The following is a 16,735-nucleotide window of genomic DNA, read 5'->3' as shown; positions in this document are numbered from 1 at the left end:
TGTATCTCCGTTCTGTCGAAAACAGGCGGCGCCGGGAGCGTCGCGCTTACCCCGCCGACCCGCCGAACGTCAAACTTACCTAGTGCACAAGCATCGTTGCGATGTTTACAGTCGAAGATCAGTCGGTTGTGATTTGAGGCATATGTAGTGTTAGCGACTTGCATAAACTACAATATATGCCAACAGCTCTGGCTTGGCACCCAAAAAAGATGTGTCGCAACCTCTGGGGTCTGGTTGACGCGCGTGCGTGATCCTCGGTTTGTACTCGTCGGATAGTTTTGAACAGGTTGTTTGAGCATGATCTCATTGAACGGCTGTCATTTCTCAAGGATGCAGTTTTGTACGCTGTGTACTTCTACCTGCGTTACACGGTGTCGTATCGGGACTTAGAAGAAATCCTGGCGGAACGCGGCGTTCAGGTGGACCATGCCGCTCTCATCAGGTGGGTCGTGAGGTATTCACCGATGATCGCAGTAAGATCGCAATTGAAGAAACGCCCAACGCCGAACTCTTGGCGCATGGACGAGACTCTGAGTAATTGACCAGCAGCTCTCTTGGCCGGTGCATGATGGCATCGGAACAAAGACAGGAGAGTAAAATGGAACAGTGTTTTGTCGGATTGGATGTTTCGAAAGCTGAGACGTCTATTTGTTTATGCGACGAGAAAGGTCCGGTATGGGGCGCTCACAAACTTCTCGATTTAGATGTGGAATCTTGAGGTATTCCCTGCCAAATCGACCTGAAGACGTCGAGGCACACAATCAGCATGCCGCCTTACATAGCCTCCAACGTGTGGGCGAGGCCATTTCTGATGTGATCTTCCAACAGTTTCTTGGCTGTATCAGCGTCTTTGGCCAACGCGGCATCGAACATTCGTTTGTGTTCTTGGGCTGCAACCTCACCTCGGTAGGTCAGTACGAGCATCTGATAACGAAGGTACTTGTCATAAATGATTGAGTGAAGGGATAAGAGGTTCTTGGAATTACAGGCTGCAATCATCGCTTGATGAAACTCTGAATCGTACCTCTTCCAGGTTTCCTTTTCAGAGTCATCACCCTTGAGAAGCCGTTGCTCCATCAAATGCAGCTTATGATGCGCAGCGACCAGGTTGCCTTCCCAGTCCGTGTCGCCATTCGCAATGGACAACTCCAACGCGTGGCATTCCAGCAGAACGCGCAGTTCTGAAATCTCGGTCAGGTCTTCTCGTGAAACTGGCGTGACCAGGAAACCCCGTTGCTCAGGAGCTTCGACAAATCCGTCGCTGGCGAGCCTGTTCAGCGTTTCACGAAGTGTCGAAAGGCTTGCCGAATAGCGTTCCTTCAAGGCGTCCAGCTTCAGTTTGGAGCCGGGCTGCAGCTCCCCGAAGATGATGTCCCGCTTGATGCGCTGATAGGTGCTTGCACCTATCGTAGACGGCTGTTTCGCCATGCGTTTCACCCGATATTTTTAGTTTCCTCGTTCAATTAGCATTTTTTTGAGACATCAGCAATCCAAACTGATGTATGGTATAAATAATAATATCATACATTATTGCGGAATCGCGAAAACCCCAATACGGTCGTGGCCAAATTGGGCAAGGCAGCCTGATCGCAATCAACGGTTTCGGGATTTTCCGGACCCTCCGGAAGGAAGCAAAGTGTCTAAGAACTTTCGCATTGCCATTGTCGGCATTGGTCTTGTTGGACGCCGCCACGCAGACGCTATCCGAGCGTTGCGCCATGTTGATCTCGTTGCGGTAGTCGACCCCAGTGATGAAGGTCGTGCTTACGCCGTTGAGCACGGGGTCGCATGTTACGAGACCCTCGAGAAAATGTTTGCAAATCAGACGCCAGACGGAGCTGTTCTTGCGACCCCGACCACGCTTCATGTTGAACAAGGCCTCACGTGTGTTCGACACGGTTGTCCTGTTCTTGTCGAAAAACCGATCGCCGTAGAAGCCACCGCTGCACTTGAGCTTGTTCAAGCTGCGGAGAAGGCCAATGTGCCACTGATGGTCGGTCATCATCGCAGACACAATCCTCTGATCAGGTCGGCTAAGGAAGCAATTGTCGATGGAAAGATTGGAAATGTGCGCGCTGTCCATGCGAATTGCTGGTTCTATAAGCCAGACGAGTATTTTGATACTGCGCCCTGGAGAAAGAAACCCGGTGCAGGGCCCATCTCGGTCAATCTTGTCCACGATGTGGATCTGCTGAGGTACCTGGCCGGAGAAGTTGTGACCGTACAGGCTCAGTCGGCTGCATCGCAGCGGGGCTACGACAACGAAGATGTTGCTGGTGCGCTGTTGACATTTGAAAGCGGGGCGATAGGGACCATAAGTGTGTCCGACAGCATCGTTGCTCCATGGAGCTGGGAGATGACGTCTCAGGAATATCCAATCTATCCTTCGACCACAGAGAGTAGCTATATGATCGGTGGCTCTCATGGTTCGTTGTCCGTTCCCGATCTTCGCCTGTGGAGTTACCAGAGTGAGCAACGGGACTGGTGGACGCCTATCTCATCGACCGCGCTGAAGAAGGGTGCGTCTGACCCTTTGGTCAATCAGCTCAGGCACTTTATTGAAGTAGCCCGGCACGAAGCAGTGCCGATTGTGTCTGGATGGGAAGGTTTCAGAACGCTTCAAGTTATTGAAGCTATTCAGAATTCCTGCAGAACAGGTGAAACGGTCAGGATCAAAAACTTACAAAAAACACCAATGGTAGATATGACAGTAGTATAAAATATCAGATATTTTGCAAAAAATCTTGCAAAATTTCCAAAATAGGGCAAAACTCTGAATCGCAAAAAAGAAGCATCATGATGTCTCAGGGAGGAGCAAAGTGATTACCAAACTTACCCGCCGGGCTGCTGTATCAGCCCTTGTTGCAACCGGTGTTCTGTTTGGCGCGACAAGCGGTGCGCTGGCGGAAGACAAAGTGCAACTTCGCCTCGCAACATCAGGATCGGAGACCGACCAGCGCTCGGTCGCTATGGCCGAGGTTTTCGCGCCGATGGTCGCTGATTTTGCAAGCTACGAGCCCAGCTATAATGGAACCATCTTTGCCCAAGGCACCGAGTTGGATGCCATCAGCCGGGGTAACCTGGAAATGTCGATCACCTCGGCGCAGGAACTGGCACAGTTCTTCCCCGAGTTTTCGATCTTTACCGCAGGTTATGTCCACCAGGACGCCGCGCATCAGGTGGCTGTCTTCAACGATCCCTTGATGGATGCCTTTAAGCAGAAGGCCGAAGAAGAATTAGGCGTCAAACTGCTGTCGGTCATGTATCTGGGCCGTCGTCAGGTGAACCTGCGCCAGCCCAAGGATGAGCTGACAGTCACGACACCCGCAGATTTGGAAGGCGTGAATCTGCGGATGCCGGGCACCGACGCATGGCAGTTCCTTGGCAAGGCGCTGGGTGCCGCGCCGACACCGATGGCCTTCTCCGAAGTCTATACCGCGCTGTCGACCGGTGCCGTTGACGGGCAGGATAACCCGTTGCCGACCGTCGTCGACGCCAAGTTCTATGAAGTGACCAATCAGATCGTCCTGACATCGCATCTGGTCGACCTGAACTATATCGCCATCGGCAAAGAGGTTTGGGACGGGCTGACACCGGAACAGCAAGCCAAGGTTCAGGAAGCTGCGGACGCAGCAGCTGAATCAGGCCGCCAGAAGCAGCTTCAGAAAGAAGAGGATCTTGTCAGCTTCCTGAAAGAGCAGGGCATGGAGATTTACGAACCCGATCTCGCTGCGTTCCGCGATCAGGTACAGTCTATGTATCTGGACAGCGAATTCGCTGGCTCATGGCCCGAAGGCGTTCTGGATCAGATCAACGCTCTGGGCAACTGAACCCAGTAAGACAGGGGAGGGAGAACCATAATGAAGGCCTTTATGAAGGGGTTCTCCCGACTGACCGAAGCGATTGCCGGCGGGATGCTGGCGGCAATCTTCCTTATCTTCCTTCTCCAAATTCTACTACGGTACTTCTTCACCCCAGCAGGCTGGACGCTGGAATTGATCGGCATTCTTTGGGTCTGGGTGATTTTCTTCAGCTGCGCTTTCATCGTGCGCGAACGGGATCACGTGAAGTTCGACATCATCTATCTTTCGGTGCCGATGCGCGTACGGCAGGTCTTTGCGATGCTGGCGGCCGCAGCGATCGTAGTCGGTATGCTCTACAGCTTCCTTCCGACGTGGGACTACATCGACTGGATGAAAATCCGCAAGACATCGACTGTCCGCAATCCGTTCTCCGGTGAGAAGATTCCGCTGCGCACAGTATTCTCGATTTACGCGGTATTCATGCTGGTCGTCGCAGCGCGCTACGCGTGGCTATTCTTCGACGTCATGCGCAATGGCCCACCAAAGACAGAGTTGGAACTGGTCGTTGGGTACAACGTGGTTGACGATCATCCCCGTGTCGACGTCGAAAAGGATGAGGAAGTTAAGAAATGAGTTTTGAACTTCTTTCCTGCCTGCTCGCTCTCTTTCTTCTGGCAGGCATCGGGACACCTATCGGCTATTCCATCCTCCTGGCCTCATTAGTGTACCTGGGCACGGCCGGACTGGACGTCGCCCTCGCGGGCGAGAAGATCCTGCAAGGTTTTTACAAAAGCACGATCCTGCTTGCCGTGCCTTTGTTCATCGTCGCCGCGAATATCATGAACGCTGGATCGATCACGGACCGTCTTTTGAACTTCTGCGTCGCTGCTGTCGGTCGTTTCAAGGGCGGCCTCGGGCACGTAAACGTGGTAGCGTCACTGATCTTTTCGGGTATGTCCGGCTCGGCCGTCGCGGATGCTGCTGGGATCGGGAAGATCATCATTGAAATGATGACCAAGGATGGCCGCTACAGCCGAGGCTACGCAGCTGCAATCACGGCGGCGTCGGCAACGATCGGCCCTATTATTCCGCCCTCTATCCCAATGGTTTTGTACGCGCTCGTTTCCAAGGCCTCCATCGGGTCGCTGTTCCTAGCCGGTATTCTGCCGGGCCTGATCATGGGCGTCGTCCTCATGGCGATGAACTATTATCTGGCCGGAAAGCGGAACTTTGCATTGGAAGAACCTGTTCCACTGCGCGAGTTGCCGGCTAAAACCGCCAACGCATTTCCGGCACTGCTGATGCCCGCAATCCTGCTCTACGGCATATATGGGGGCGTCACCACTCCGACTGAAGCTGCCGCCGTAGCTGCATTCTACGCCCTGCTACTGGCAGCGTTGTTCTACCGAGCGCTGACCTTCCGCGGCCTTTATCAGGTGTTCGTCGATAGTGCGCGCTCTTCCGCAGCCGTCGGGGTTGTCATTGGTGGCGCGTTCATTCTGAACTTCATCGTCATCCAGGAACAAATACCGCAGTCTATCTCGGCGCTGCTGGAGGGTTCCGATGTTAGCCCGATTGTGTTCCTGATCCTCGTAAACCTGCTGATCCTCGCGCTGGGATGCGTGTTAGACGCAACAACGATCATCCTGGTGATTGTGCCCCTGTTCATTCCAACCTGCGAGGCGCTTGGGATTGATCTGGTGCATTTCGGGGTGCTGGTCGTCGTGAACTCGATGATCGGTCTGATCACGCCGCCCTATGGCATTCTGCTCTTTGTGATCAACGCCGTGACGGACATTCCGCTACGCGAAATCATCTCGGAAATCTGGGCCTTCCTCGCGGTTCTCATCTTCGCCCTGGTGATCATGATACTGATGCCTGATTTGGTCCTGTGGTTGCCGCGTATGTTTGGATATCAGGGATAATGTGCCTCTCGGTTTCGACAACGTCGATCCCCGGTGATCTGGCCGAAAAACTAAGCACTATCGCTGACGCGGGATTCGGGGGTGTCGAATTACACGAACCGGACTTGACCGCTTTTGACGGGCCGCCATCGCAAATTCGGAACATTGCATCAGATCTCGGCCTGAAGATTTGCCTGCTGCAACCTTTCCATAACCTTGAAGGTCAGTCTGGCGGCGGACGGGAGCGCGCCTTTGATCGACTGAAGCGCAAACTCGACCTGATGAGCGAATTGGGTACGGATCTGCTGCTAATCGGGTCCGCATTCGAGGTCGATGCCGCTGCGACCGAAGAACAGGTAATCGCAGATCTTGGCGAGGCGGCCGAAATAGCAAAGGCATTGGGGTTGCGTCTGGCCTATATGGGCTTGCCATGGTCGGATCTTATTCACTCGGATGAACAGGCGTTAGGCGTCGTTGAAGCTATCGACAGCCCTTATTTGGGGTTGGCCTTGAATTCCTTCTTCTCGCTTGCCGACGGGTCCAAACCAGCCCGCCTTCGGGACATTCCCGGAGATCGGCTGTTCCATGTGCAGCTATCCGATGCACCCCGACTTGAGATGGATATTCGCAGGCTCAAACGGCACTTTGGGCTTCTGCCGGGGCTTGGGTCGCTGAACCTTGCGGGCTTTGTGCGGGTGTTGTCCCGCGCTGGGTACAAGGGGCCTTGGTCTATTGCGCGTGTCAATGAAGCAGCTCCTCAACCCGGTGGCCTGACACTGGCCCGAGACAGCTACAGGTCGCTGGTGAACCTGTTAGATGAGGTTTCCCGGACCGAACCGGGAACAGATTTCGGCATCCCGGACCTGCCGGAACGCGTCTATGCGTCAGGCTTCGAATTCGTCGAATTTACAGCCGACGAAACAAGCGGCGCGCAGCTGGCAGATATGCTGTCAGCAATGTGTTTTCGAATGGAGCGAAAACACGTAACCAAGTCCGTCGAGCTGTGGCGGCAGGGCGCGATAAACATCGTTGTAAATACCGAAAAGGAAGGTTTCGCCCATTCGGCGTTCCTGGGTCACGGCCCCTCCGTGTGTGACATGGGGTTGCGTGTCAAAGATGCGGATCAGACGGTTCAGCGAGCGACCGCGTTGGGCGCGCCGAATTTCTCACAGCCGGTAGGGACTGGGGAACTGGACATCCCGGCCATCCGAGGTGTTGGTGGCAATGTTGTCCATTTCATAGATGAGAAATCCGATCTGCATCGGGTTTGGGACATCGAGTTCGAGCCAGTCGCCAAGACCAAAGCGATCCAGCCTGCTGGTCTGCGCCGCATCGACCATCTGGCGCAGACGATGCGTAACGATGAGATGCAAAGCTGGCTGCTCTATTACATTTCGACTTTTGAGATGGCAAAATCTCCGATCGTGAACGTTGCCGACCCTTCAGGTGTTGTGCAAAGCCAAGCCATCGAGAGCCCCGAGGGCGAAGTGCGTTTAAACCTGAATGGTGCAGTTGGGCGTCGAACACTGGCGGCTTCATTCCTTGAAGACGGTTTTGGTGCCGGTGTTCAGCACATAGCCTTCCAGTCGGACGACATATTTGAAACCTCAGCCCAATTGCGGAAGTCCGGCTTTCCCAGCCTGTCCATCCCAGAAAACTACTACGCTGATCTGCAAGCGACATTCGGGTTAAGTGAAGACCTGATCGCCCAAATGCGCAGGGATAACATTCTCTACGACCGCGCAGCGGGTTCCGAGTATTTTCAGATCTACAGCCGACCTATCTTTAACGGCTTCTTCTTTGAAATTGTTGAGCGCCGATCTGGCTATTCCGGCTATGGCGCGCGCAATGCTGCGTTCCGATTGGCGGCCCAAGCGCGACACCACATGGCGGAAGGAACAACCTGAAATGAAGGCGGCACTAATCGGCCAAGGTATTGCTGGCTCCATGACGCCTGAGATGCACGAGGCAGAAGGTCGGGCGCAGGGTATCGATCTGAGCTACGGTAGGATCGACACTGCAAAAGAGCCATTTCGTGGAATGTCGGTCGCTGATTTACTGCATTATTCCGTTGAATTAGGCTGCGCGGCGGTCAACGTGACGCATCCCTACAAAGCATCAGTCATTGATCATCTTGATGAGCTTTCCAAGACTGCTGAGGAGCTTCAAGCTGTCAACGCGGTGGTTTTTTGTGACGACCGAATGGTTGGCCACAACACCGACTACATAGGTTTCCACAGTGCCTTCGGAGATTCTTTGGGATCATCGAAGACTGAAACGGTTCTCATGTTTGGTGCTGGTGGCGCGGGCAGTGCAGTCTCTTTGGCTTTGCTTGATTCAGGTGTTCGAGACCTGGAGATTATTGATCCTGACCTCCGCCGAGCGCAGGCGCTGGTCAGTCGACTAGAGGTCTTGCGCCCTTACGCAAAGATTCAGGGTTCCCCTTCGATTTCGTTGGATCGGATCGAACTTGTGGACGGAGTGGTCAACGCAACACCACTTGGAATGGACAAGTACCCCGGAACAGTCATTGAACCATCCCTGTTGCGGCCCGATGCATGGGTGGCAGACATCGTATATTTCCCGCTTGAGACACACCTACTGAGCAGGGCCCGCGCAACTGGGTTGAAAGTGATGAATGGTGCTGGAATGGCGGTTCATCAGGCTGCAGCGTCTTTTGAAATCTTCACCGGCTGCACCGCCTCAATCAGTCGCCTTCAAAACGTTTTCGATTCACTTCGTCAGCAGCGCATGCGCGAGTTTAGAGGTGCAACGGTATGACAAACGACGAACAAGCAATCCGCCAATGGTGGCGCACATCCATCATTGACATGAAACCCGGCAAGATCGCGTTTCGTGGCAACGCAATAGAGGATCTGATCGGGAACGTTTCTTTCCCGCAGATGATCTGGCTGATGGTGCGGGGCGATCTGCCCAGCGACGCACAAGCGCGTCTGTTCGAAGCCGCTTTGGTCGCAGGCGTGGATCACGGCCCACAGGCCCCCTCAATCGCGGCGGCGCGCATGGCTGCCACCTGCGGGGTAGGTCTCAATAATGCGATGGCGACTGCGGTGAACATGCTGGGCGATGTGCATGGCGGAGCAGGCGAACAATGCGCCGAGCTGTACTATGATATCTCGGAACGCGTGAATGCTGGGGCATCGCTGATTAATGCTGTTCAGGACGGTCTGGACAGCTGGCGCGAGACGTACGGCAAGATCGTCTCGGGCTTTGGCCACCGTTTTCACAAGCCCGTCGACCCGCGCGCGCCCCGGCTGATGCAACTTGTTCGTGATGCGGCAGATGAAGGCACTGTTTCGGGTCGCTTTGCTGATATCGGAGAAGAGGTTCAGGCTGAACTCGGCCGTCAACGCGGCGGTCGGCCAATTGCCATGAATATTGATGGCGCGACAGCTGTGATCTTCTGCGAACTTGGCTTTCCCGCGCCCTTGTCGCGGGGGCTGTTCTGCCTGTCCCGCTCGGTCGGAATACTCGCCCACGCTTGGGAGCAGATGAACCAGGGTGGCCGCAACAAAGGGCCCATGCCCCCGAATTACTTACCTCTCTACGAAGACAGGAATGATGACACGTGAGACATCGAAATCCTTCCGGGTCGGCCTTATCGGTTGTGGTCGTATCAGCGATATCTATCTAAAAACGCTATCCAAATTCTCAAACGTCGAGGTCGTGGCTTGTGCAAGCCTTGATCCTTCGGAAAGCCGCGCCAAAGCGGATCAATACGGTGTCGCCCAGGCCTGCACACCAGATGAAGTGTTTGACGATCCGACGATTGACTGCGTTCTGAATCTGACAATTCCGGCGGCGCATGCGGAAATCAGTTTGCGCGCGTTGGAGGCCGGCAAGCACGTCTATTCCGAGAAGCCGCTGGTTATGAATCGAACGGACGGAAAGGCGATCCTGCACACTGCCACTGAAAAGGGGCTACTGGTCGGTTGCGCACCCGACACGTTTCTGGGCGGTCGTTGGCAGACCGTTCGGCGCTTGATCGATGAAGGCGCTATCGGGAAACCAACAGGGATTTTTGCCCATGTCGGGACCCACGGGACGGAGCGCCACCACCCCAACCCGGATTTCTACTATATGGCGGGTGGTGGGCCATTGCTGGACCTTGGGCCGTACTACCTGACCGCTATGATCTACTGCCTTGGTCCCGTTGACCGCGTTGCCGGAATGGCTCGGCGCACGTTTGACAAAAGGATGATCGAAAACGGCCCTCGCAACGGCGAATGGATGAATGTCGAGGTGGACACGCACTCCCTAAGCCTGCTGCAGTTCTCTTCCGGAGCAATAGGGTCGATGACCATGAGCTTCGACGTCTGGGACAGCGAAACTCCGCGGTTCGAGATCTATGGTGAAAACGGCACCATCAGTATCCCTGACCCTGACCCGGTTCATGGCGCCAACATGTTTCAGGGGGATGTCTGGCTGAAAACGCGGGAGACCTCACGCTGGTCTCATCAGCCCCGTCCAACCGGTCGTGAAGACTGGCAGGTTGTTGAAAACAGACATGGGTTTAACGAAGATAGCCGCGGGCTCGGTCTTTTGGACCTCGCCCTGGCGGCACAAGAAGGACGCCAACCCCGTGCAAGTGGAGCGCTTGCTTACCACGTTTTCGAGGTCATGGACGCAATTGAGCGGGCACCGAAATTCGGTGCCTATCAGACGATAGAAAGCCGTTGCGCGGCTCCGGAGCCTTTGCCGGTCGATTTCCTTAACGATGAGAGGAAGTAGCTGGTCCATGCCGATTGAGACACTCGACTTTGCCCAGCCATTCTTTGGTGTCCAGCACATAACTGACGAGCGCAGATTTTCTATCGAGGGTCGCGCCATCGTCCTTAACCTTGGGGGGCGAAATCTCTCTGTCGAGGATCAGACCATTGCACCGCTTTCCTCTGTGATCGTGCAAGACAGCACGCTTAGCGGCGTGGAACGTGCAGTCATTGTCCACGGTTTCGACGCCCATTCCAATGACAACGAGTTGTTCGCATGGGTGAAAGATACATGGCCATCTGCTTTTGATGTTCGCCAAGAGGAGCGTCTGCGTGGCGTCAGCCACTACATGTCGCCGAAGGTCTTCGTGGGTAACGTTGGACTGACCATGTACCATTCCGGCTCGGTCCCTTTGAATGTCGGATTGCATAAGGATCATCCGTTCTGCCCGGTACCAGGGTTTCGCGAAGTGCATACGCAGATCGTTGGCTTCGGCAAAATGCAGCAATGTCGCGAACGGGATGTCGAGACCCTGTATCTCGAAGAATTCATGGCCCCGGGCACGACCCACAAACCAATGTATGACGCCGAAGGCAATTATCCCTGGCATCAATACGAGACGATCACCCCCGGTATCTTCATGGCGGTGGAGATACTGCCCGAGGGCGTACGGGTCCCGGAAGCGGAGGTTGAGAATGGCTGAGAGACTTTTACCCGAAGACCTGAAGTTCGACGGCCCTTTCCCCCGGTTGTCTCGCCGTTTGCGGCTGGGCGTTGTTGGTGGAGGACGGATCTCGGACACGCAAGCAACGGCTGCGCGCATGACCGACCGGTGGGAGGTCGCCGCAGGCGCGCTCAGTTCAGATACCGAGCGCAGCAAGGCGCGCGGGGTCGAGTGGTTCCTGCCGGCCGACCGGTGCTACGCGTCGTTCGAGGAGATGGCACAGGCCGAGGCGGCGCGCCCAGATGGCGTAGATGCCGTCATGATCACGACCCCAAACCACGTTCATTTCGGCGTGGCCAAAGCGTTTCTGGAAGCGGGCATTGACGTGTTGTGCGACAAGCCCCTGACCAACGAAGTGGCCGAGGCCGAAGGGCTTGAGGAGATTACCGCGCGCACGGGACACATCTTTGCTGTCGGTTATGTGATGTCATGTTTTCCGGTGATACGGCAGGCCAAGCAGATCGTGGCCGACGGGGGCATCGGCAAAATCAACCAGATCCATGTCGAGTTCATGCAAGACTGGATGACGCCCGAAGATGTGGCCGATGCGCCTCATGTAAAGTGGCGGCTGGACCCCAAGATTTCTGGTCCAACCAGCTGTGTCGGCGATATCGGCACCCATGCCGCGCATCTCGCCAGTTTTGTTTCCGGCCTGCCCTTGACCGACCTGCGGGCCGAGTTTCATGTCTGCGGCGCGCCAAAGCCTTTGGAAGACACGGTGTTCATGTTCACCCGTTACCAAAATGAAGTCCCCGGAACCTTGATGGCAACACGCCTTGCCCCCGGAAACCGGGGTGGGTTGCGCCTGCGCATATTCGGGAACGAAGGAGGCCTCGAGTGGGACCTAGAGAACTCGGAGCGGCTGAAATTCAATCGGTTTGGTGAACCGGATCAAATCATCAGCCGAGGTCTCGGGCATGGTATCGGACCCGGCGCAGAACGTTTGATCCGTACCGCGCGCGGCTTCCCTGAAGGGATTATCGAAGCTTGGGCCAACCTCTATACGGAACTTGCGATGGCCGTAGCCGCGCGTCGGGATGGCGTAACCGTTCCGGCCGATTGGCTTGCTTATCCCAGTGTCGAACAAGGCGCAGACGGTGTTCGATTCATTGACGCCTCTGTGCGCTCTCACCAGTCCGGAGGGGACTGGGTCACTCTCTAAGGGTCTGCCTACACGAATGTAATACACGCCCGGGGCGTTGCCCGGGCGTTTTCATTTCTGTTAAGTATTGAAGTTGATATTTTAAAAAATATCAGATATTTTTGACTACGTGTGATGAATTTTAGATTCGCAGACACGTGGAGCTGTCGTTCATGGTGAAACCCGAAGAGGCTGGCGCAAGCCCCTCTCTCTATTCCTTGGCGCATCTGACGCTGATTGGCTGTACGCCGCCCGAGTTGGTCTATATCGCCGCACGGGCCGGTTACGATGCCGTCAGCCCCCGATTCATTCCGATGCATGTGCCCGGCGAATTCACTCAATCCCCAATCGACAAGGCACAGGTGCAGGCCACCAAAACGGCTCTCTCTACCACCGGATTGAAGGTCCTTGATGTCGAGCTTGCACGCATCACCGAAGATGTCGATCCACGCAGTTTTGAGCCTTCTCTTGAGATTGGCGGGGAGTTGGGCGCCAAACGCATGATTATGAGCGCGTGGACAAACACCCGCGATGATCGTGATTTTCTGATCGACGTCTATTCCGAAACCTGCGAACTGGCAGCGCCCTACGGATTAACGGTGGACTTGGAGTTCCCGAGCTTCTCCCGCTTGCGCACGCTGGATGAAGCACTGGACATTGTCCGCGCCTCTGATCAGCCCAACGGCGGTATTCTGGTCGATACGCTCTACCTGCACCTCAGCCGCGTAGATCTTGGTGAGCTGTTGCACGTTCCCTCGGACCTGTTTCACTTCCTGCATATCTCTGATTGCCTGCCCGGCATCGCCGATACGCGTGAGGGCATGATCCAACTGGCCCGCGATGCGCGGCTATATCCCGGTGAGGGATGGATCGATTTCACAGGCATCATCGAACGGATGCCACCCGTCGACTATTCCATCGAACTGCCCAACCAAAGCCGCGTGGCCGAGTTGGGATATGAAGAACACGCGCGTCGCTGTCTCAGCCACGCCAAGCGAACATTCGGCGAGGCGCGGTCACAGCGTCGTATGCCCGATGCTGCAATTCCAAAACACCAAGAGGATCATCATGGGCAAAGAGCTCACTGAAAACGACCGCAACATGGCGGCCGATATGCTGGCACGCGCCCGCGCTGCCATGGCCGAGATCGAGGATTGGGATCAGGGCAGGTTGGACCGCCTGTCTCAGGCCATTGCATGGTATGCGGGGAACGAGAAAACCTTCACGCGTCTGGCCCAGCAAGGCGTGGACGAAAGCGGTATCGGAGATCGCGAAGGGCGTCCTGCCAAGCGATTTAAGATTCACATGGTGTTGCGTGACGTCTTGCGGACACCATCGACCGGGATCGTCGAAGTAGACGAAGAAAAGGGTCTGGTAAAATATGCCAAGCCTGCCGGTGTGATCGCATCTCTGATTCCGATGACCAATCCAGCGATGACACCACCGGTGACCGGTGTTTCCGCCGCCAACGCCCGGAATGCTGTTATCTTCAGTCCGCATCCGCGAACCGCTCATACCACCTTCGAGATGGTCGAGGTCATGCGAGCGGCCTGCCGTGCCGCTGATGCCCCCGAGGATCTGTTTCAATCCATTCGCAAACCGTCGATCCCATTGACGCAACATTTGATGGAGATCTGTGATCTGACGCTGGCAACGGGCGGCAAGCCCATGGTCAAAGCGGCGTACAGTTCAGGGCGCCCGGCCTTTGGCGTCGGCGCGGGCAATTCATCCATCGTCATCGATGAGACTGCCGACCTGGACATCGCCGCTCAGAACACACGAATTTCCAAGACGTCTGACTTTGGTTCGGGTTGTTCGGCCGACGGTAACATCATCATCCAGCGCTCGGTTTACGACGATATGGTCAAGGCGCTTGAGGCCGAAGGTGGATACCTGTGTTCGACCAAAGAGAAGGCCATGCTCGAAGCTGCCATGTGGGATGAGAAAGGAAACCGTACCTTCCCGACTATCGCCTGTCCGCCTCAGCAAACGGCCAAGGTCGCCGGTTTCTCGATCCCCGAAGATCGCAAGTTCCTGATGGTTGAAAATCAGGGGCAAATCGGGCCGCAGCACAAGTTCTCGAAGGAAAAACTGACCACGCTGATGGCGCTATATCACTTTGACACTTTCGATGACGCGCTGGAAACGGTCAGCCAGATTTACAACACCGGAGGCAAGGGCCATTCCTGCGGCATCTACAGCCACAATGACGATCACATCGACCGGTTGGCGCGCCTGGCTCCGGTCAGCCGCATGATGGTGCGACAGCCTCAGTCCAAGGCCAATGCGGGTGCCTGGACCAATGGCATGCCTATGACCAGCAGCCTAGGTTGCGGCATCTGGGGCGGCAACATTACCAATGAAAATGTCACCATGAAACACATGATGAACTACACCTGGGTCAGCCGTCCCATCCCCGAGGATCGCCCCTCGGAGCCGGACCTGTTCGGTGAGTTCTACGGACAGGAGGTCGCGTGATGGACGGAGCGAAACTGGAAGGCAAAACCGTTGCCGAACACATCGTCGACTTTCTCGAACGTCGCGAGGTCAAGCATGTATTTGGCCTGTGCGGGCACACGAATATCGCGGTTCTGGCCGCGTTGGCGGAAAGCCCCATCGATTTCGTCACCGTACGGCACGAACAAATCGCCAGCCACGCAGCGGACGCATATGCCCGCGTGACGGGCAAGGCCTCGGTGGTGCTGTCCCATCTCTCCCCGGGGCTGACCAATTGTGCAACCGGGGTCGCCAACGCCGCACTGGACTGTATCCCGATGGTCGTGATCGCGGGCGACATTCCAACGCACTACTACGGTAAACATCCACATCAGGAAGTGAACCTCCATGCAGACGCCGCCCAGTGGGAGATCTATCGTCCCTTTGTCAAACGCGCCTGGCGGGTCGATCGGGCAGACCTGATGGCCGAAATTCTGGAAAAGGCGTTTCATCTGGCCGAAAGCGGCCAGCCCGGGCCAGTGCTGGTCAACGTGCCGATGGACATCTTCTCCGAGGTGATCCCCTCGGACAGTTTCGACCGTATCCGCGACAACACGCGCGCGCTCAAAAAACCGTCGATTGACGATGAAACAGCGCGAGAGATTGTCGAAGCGTTGGCGCAGGCTCAAAGTCCGGTCGCTTATGTCGGTGGTGGTATTCTACTGGCACAGGCCAGCGAGGAATTACGCGCCTTTGTGGAGCACATGGGCCTACCAGTCGCGCATTCTTTGATGGGTAAAGGCGCACTGCGCGACGACCATCCGCTTGTGCTGGGAATGACCGGGTTTTGGGGCACCGAGCTGGTCAACCAGTCTTGCCTGAATGCGGATTACATCTTTGCTGTCGGAACCCGGTTCAAAGAGGCCGATTGCTCCAGCTGGTATCCTGGTTACACGTTCAACATTCCTGGCTCAAAGGTCATCCATATCGACATTGAACCGCAAGAGATTGGACGGAATTATCCCACCGAGATCGGAGTCGTTGCTGACGCCAAGGCCGCTTTGCGCGTCGTCAACCGAGTTGCCCGCGAGATGTATCCTGAGGGCTTCAAACGCCCCGCGCTGGAACAGAAGATCACCGACTTCCGAACGAACTTCAAAGCGCGCAACGTGGACATGGCGACCTCGTCGTCCTTTCCGATGATGCCCGAACGTATTTTGGCAGATACCCGCAAGGCACTGCCCGAGGATGCCATTATCACTACGGACGTGGGATGGAACAAGAACGGCGTCGGACAACAATTTGATATCCTGGCACCCGGTTCAATCCTGACCCCGGGTGGATTCGCGACGATGGGCTTTGGCCCTCCGGGAGCGATCGGCGCAAAACTGGCAGCCCCTGACCGTGTGGTGATAAGTCTTGTTGGCGATGGGGGGTTCGGTCAGAACCCGTCGATGCTGGCAACCGCGGTCGAGCTTGATCTGGGCATCATCTGGCTGGTTATGAACAACAACGCCTTCGGCACTATCGCGGGCCTTCAAAAGGCGCATTACGGTCTGACATACGGGACCACGTTCCCTGGATCAGCCGCAGCTCCTGCAAACGGACCGGGTTATGCGGATATTGCAAGAGCTTATGGTGCAGAAGGGCACAGGCTCAGTGCTGCTGATGAATTGTTGCCCGCATTGGAAGCGGCAATCGCCAGCGGCAAACCAACCGTTCTTGATGTCCCAATGATCAACAACCCAACACCAACGACCGGACATTGGAACATCTTGGACATATACTCACCGGACAAAGAGGTATCTCACGTCGCGACTTGACGAAACTGGGCGCGTCTGAACGCGCCCAGTTTCTTGTGTCAATGCTCATCCGTGTTCGAGCAAATATCAACAGCTCCGTCGCGGCGCGGTCATCGTTGTTGTGTGTCTGAACTTTTTTGTTGGTTAGTTATTCTCAACGAAGCACGTGAGATAATGTCAAATTGCAATAACGC

Annotated in this window: 14 protein-coding genes and 1 pseudogene; 14 read left to right on the top strand and 1 reads right to left on the bottom strand. The window is 55.6% G+C overall.

Features of this window, described 5'->3' with window-relative positions; all coding sequences use genetic code 11:
* Positions 1-297: 297 nt before the first annotated feature.
* A pseudogene (locus tag ACR0AD_RS14410) lies at positions 298-530 on the top strand (IS6 family transposase); the annotation flags it as partial.
* A gap of 244 nt (positions 531-774) precedes the next feature.
* On the opposite strand, the gene ACR0AD_RS14405 reads toward ACR0AD_RS14410, so the two are convergent.
* Positions 775-1,428 carry a GntR family transcriptional regulator gene (locus ACR0AD_RS14405; protein ID WP_209506749.1) on the bottom strand — a complete coding sequence of 218 codons (654 nt, stop codon included), beginning with the start codon at positions 1,426-1,428 and terminating at the stop codon, positions 775-777.
* 208 nt (positions 1,429-1,636) lie between these two features.
* Between ACR0AD_RS14405 and ACR0AD_RS14400 the strand changes: the two genes are divergently transcribed.
* The 13 genes from ACR0AD_RS14400 (at position 1,637) to ACR0AD_RS14340 (ending at position 16,562) form a co-directional block, all read left to right on the top strand.
* Complete coding sequence (locus ACR0AD_RS14400; RefSeq protein ID WP_480483578.1) at positions 1,637-2,719, top strand: Gfo/Idh/MocA family protein; 1,083 nt, start codon at positions 1,637-1,639, stop codon at positions 2,717-2,719.
* A 100-nt stretch (positions 2,720-2,819) separates the two neighbouring features.
* Entirely contained in the window at positions 2,820-3,830 is a 1,011-nt protein-coding gene (locus ACR0AD_RS14395) for a sialic acid TRAP transporter substrate-binding protein SiaP (RefSeq protein WP_480483577.1), read from the top strand.
* Positions 3,831-3,860: 30 nt separating this feature from the next.
* Positions 3,861-4,436, top strand: a complete 576-nt coding sequence (locus tag ACR0AD_RS14390; protein ID WP_480483576.1) for a TRAP transporter small permease — start codon at positions 3,861-3,863, stop codon at positions 4,434-4,436.
* On the top strand, positions 4,433-5,728 hold the full coding sequence (locus ACR0AD_RS14385; protein ID WP_170753386.1) for a TRAP transporter large permease: 1,296 nt from the start codon (positions 4,433-4,435) through the stop codon (positions 5,726-5,728). Before ACR0AD_RS14390 ends, ACR0AD_RS14385 begins: the two co-directional genes overlap by 4 nt.
* Positions 5,728-7,614 carry a bifunctional sugar phosphate isomerase/epimerase/4-hydroxyphenylpyruvate dioxygenase family protein gene (locus ACR0AD_RS14380; protein ID WP_480483575.1) on the top strand — a complete coding sequence of 629 codons (1,887 nt, stop codon included), beginning with the start codon at positions 5,728-5,730 and terminating at the stop codon, positions 7,612-7,614. The genes ACR0AD_RS14385 and ACR0AD_RS14380 overlap by 1 nt, the downstream gene beginning before the upstream one ends.
* Positions 7,556-8,488, top strand: a complete 933-nt coding sequence (locus ACR0AD_RS14375; protein WP_480483574.1) for a shikimate dehydrogenase — start codon at positions 7,556-7,558, stop codon at positions 8,486-8,488. The genes ACR0AD_RS14380 and ACR0AD_RS14375 overlap by 59 nt, the downstream gene beginning before the upstream one ends.
* Positions 8,485-9,300: a citryl-CoA lyase gene (locus ACR0AD_RS14370; RefSeq protein ID WP_480487955.1), complete on the top strand. Its 816-nt coding sequence runs from the start codon at positions 8,485-8,487 to the stop codon at positions 9,298-9,300. The genes ACR0AD_RS14375 and ACR0AD_RS14370 overlap by 4 nt, the downstream gene beginning before the upstream one ends.
* On the top strand, positions 9,287-10,459 hold the full coding sequence (locus tag ACR0AD_RS14365) for a Gfo/Idh/MocA family protein (RefSeq protein ID WP_480487957.1): 1,173 nt from the start codon (positions 9,287-9,289) through the stop codon (positions 10,457-10,459). Before ACR0AD_RS14370 ends, ACR0AD_RS14365 begins: the two co-directional genes overlap by 14 nt.
* A gap of 7 nt (positions 10,460-10,466) precedes the next feature.
* Positions 10,467-11,141, top strand: coding sequence for a hypothetical protein (locus ACR0AD_RS14360; protein ID WP_480487959.1), 675 nt, complete (start codon positions 10,467-10,469; stop codon positions 11,139-11,141).
* Positions 11,134-12,324 carry a Gfo/Idh/MocA family protein gene (locus tag ACR0AD_RS14355; RefSeq protein ID WP_480487961.1) on the top strand — a complete coding sequence of 397 codons (1,191 nt, stop codon included), beginning with the start codon at positions 11,134-11,136 and terminating at the stop codon, positions 12,322-12,324. Before ACR0AD_RS14360 ends, ACR0AD_RS14355 begins: the two co-directional genes overlap by 8 nt.
* 152 nt (positions 12,325-12,476) lie before the next feature.
* Positions 12,477-13,391, top strand: a complete 915-nt coding sequence (locus ACR0AD_RS14350) for a sugar phosphate isomerase/epimerase family protein (protein WP_352996563.1) — start codon at positions 12,477-12,479, stop codon at positions 13,389-13,391.
* Complete coding sequence (locus tag ACR0AD_RS14345; protein WP_480483569.1) at positions 13,372-14,781, top strand: aldehyde dehydrogenase family protein; 1,410 nt, start codon at positions 13,372-13,374, stop codon at positions 14,779-14,781. The genes ACR0AD_RS14350 and ACR0AD_RS14345 overlap by 20 nt, the downstream gene beginning before the upstream one ends.
* Entirely contained in the window at positions 14,781-16,562 is a 1,782-nt protein-coding gene (locus ACR0AD_RS14340) for a thiamine pyrophosphate-binding protein (protein ID WP_480483568.1), read from the top strand. Before ACR0AD_RS14345 ends, ACR0AD_RS14340 begins: the two co-directional genes overlap by 1 nt.
* The last annotated feature ends 173 nt before the right edge of the window (positions 16,563-16,735 follow it).

The organism is Ruegeria sp. BH8, assembly GCF_056538065.1.
The sequence above is the reverse complement of the archived record's forward strand: the minus strand, read 5'-3'. Positions and strand labels throughout refer to the sequence as shown.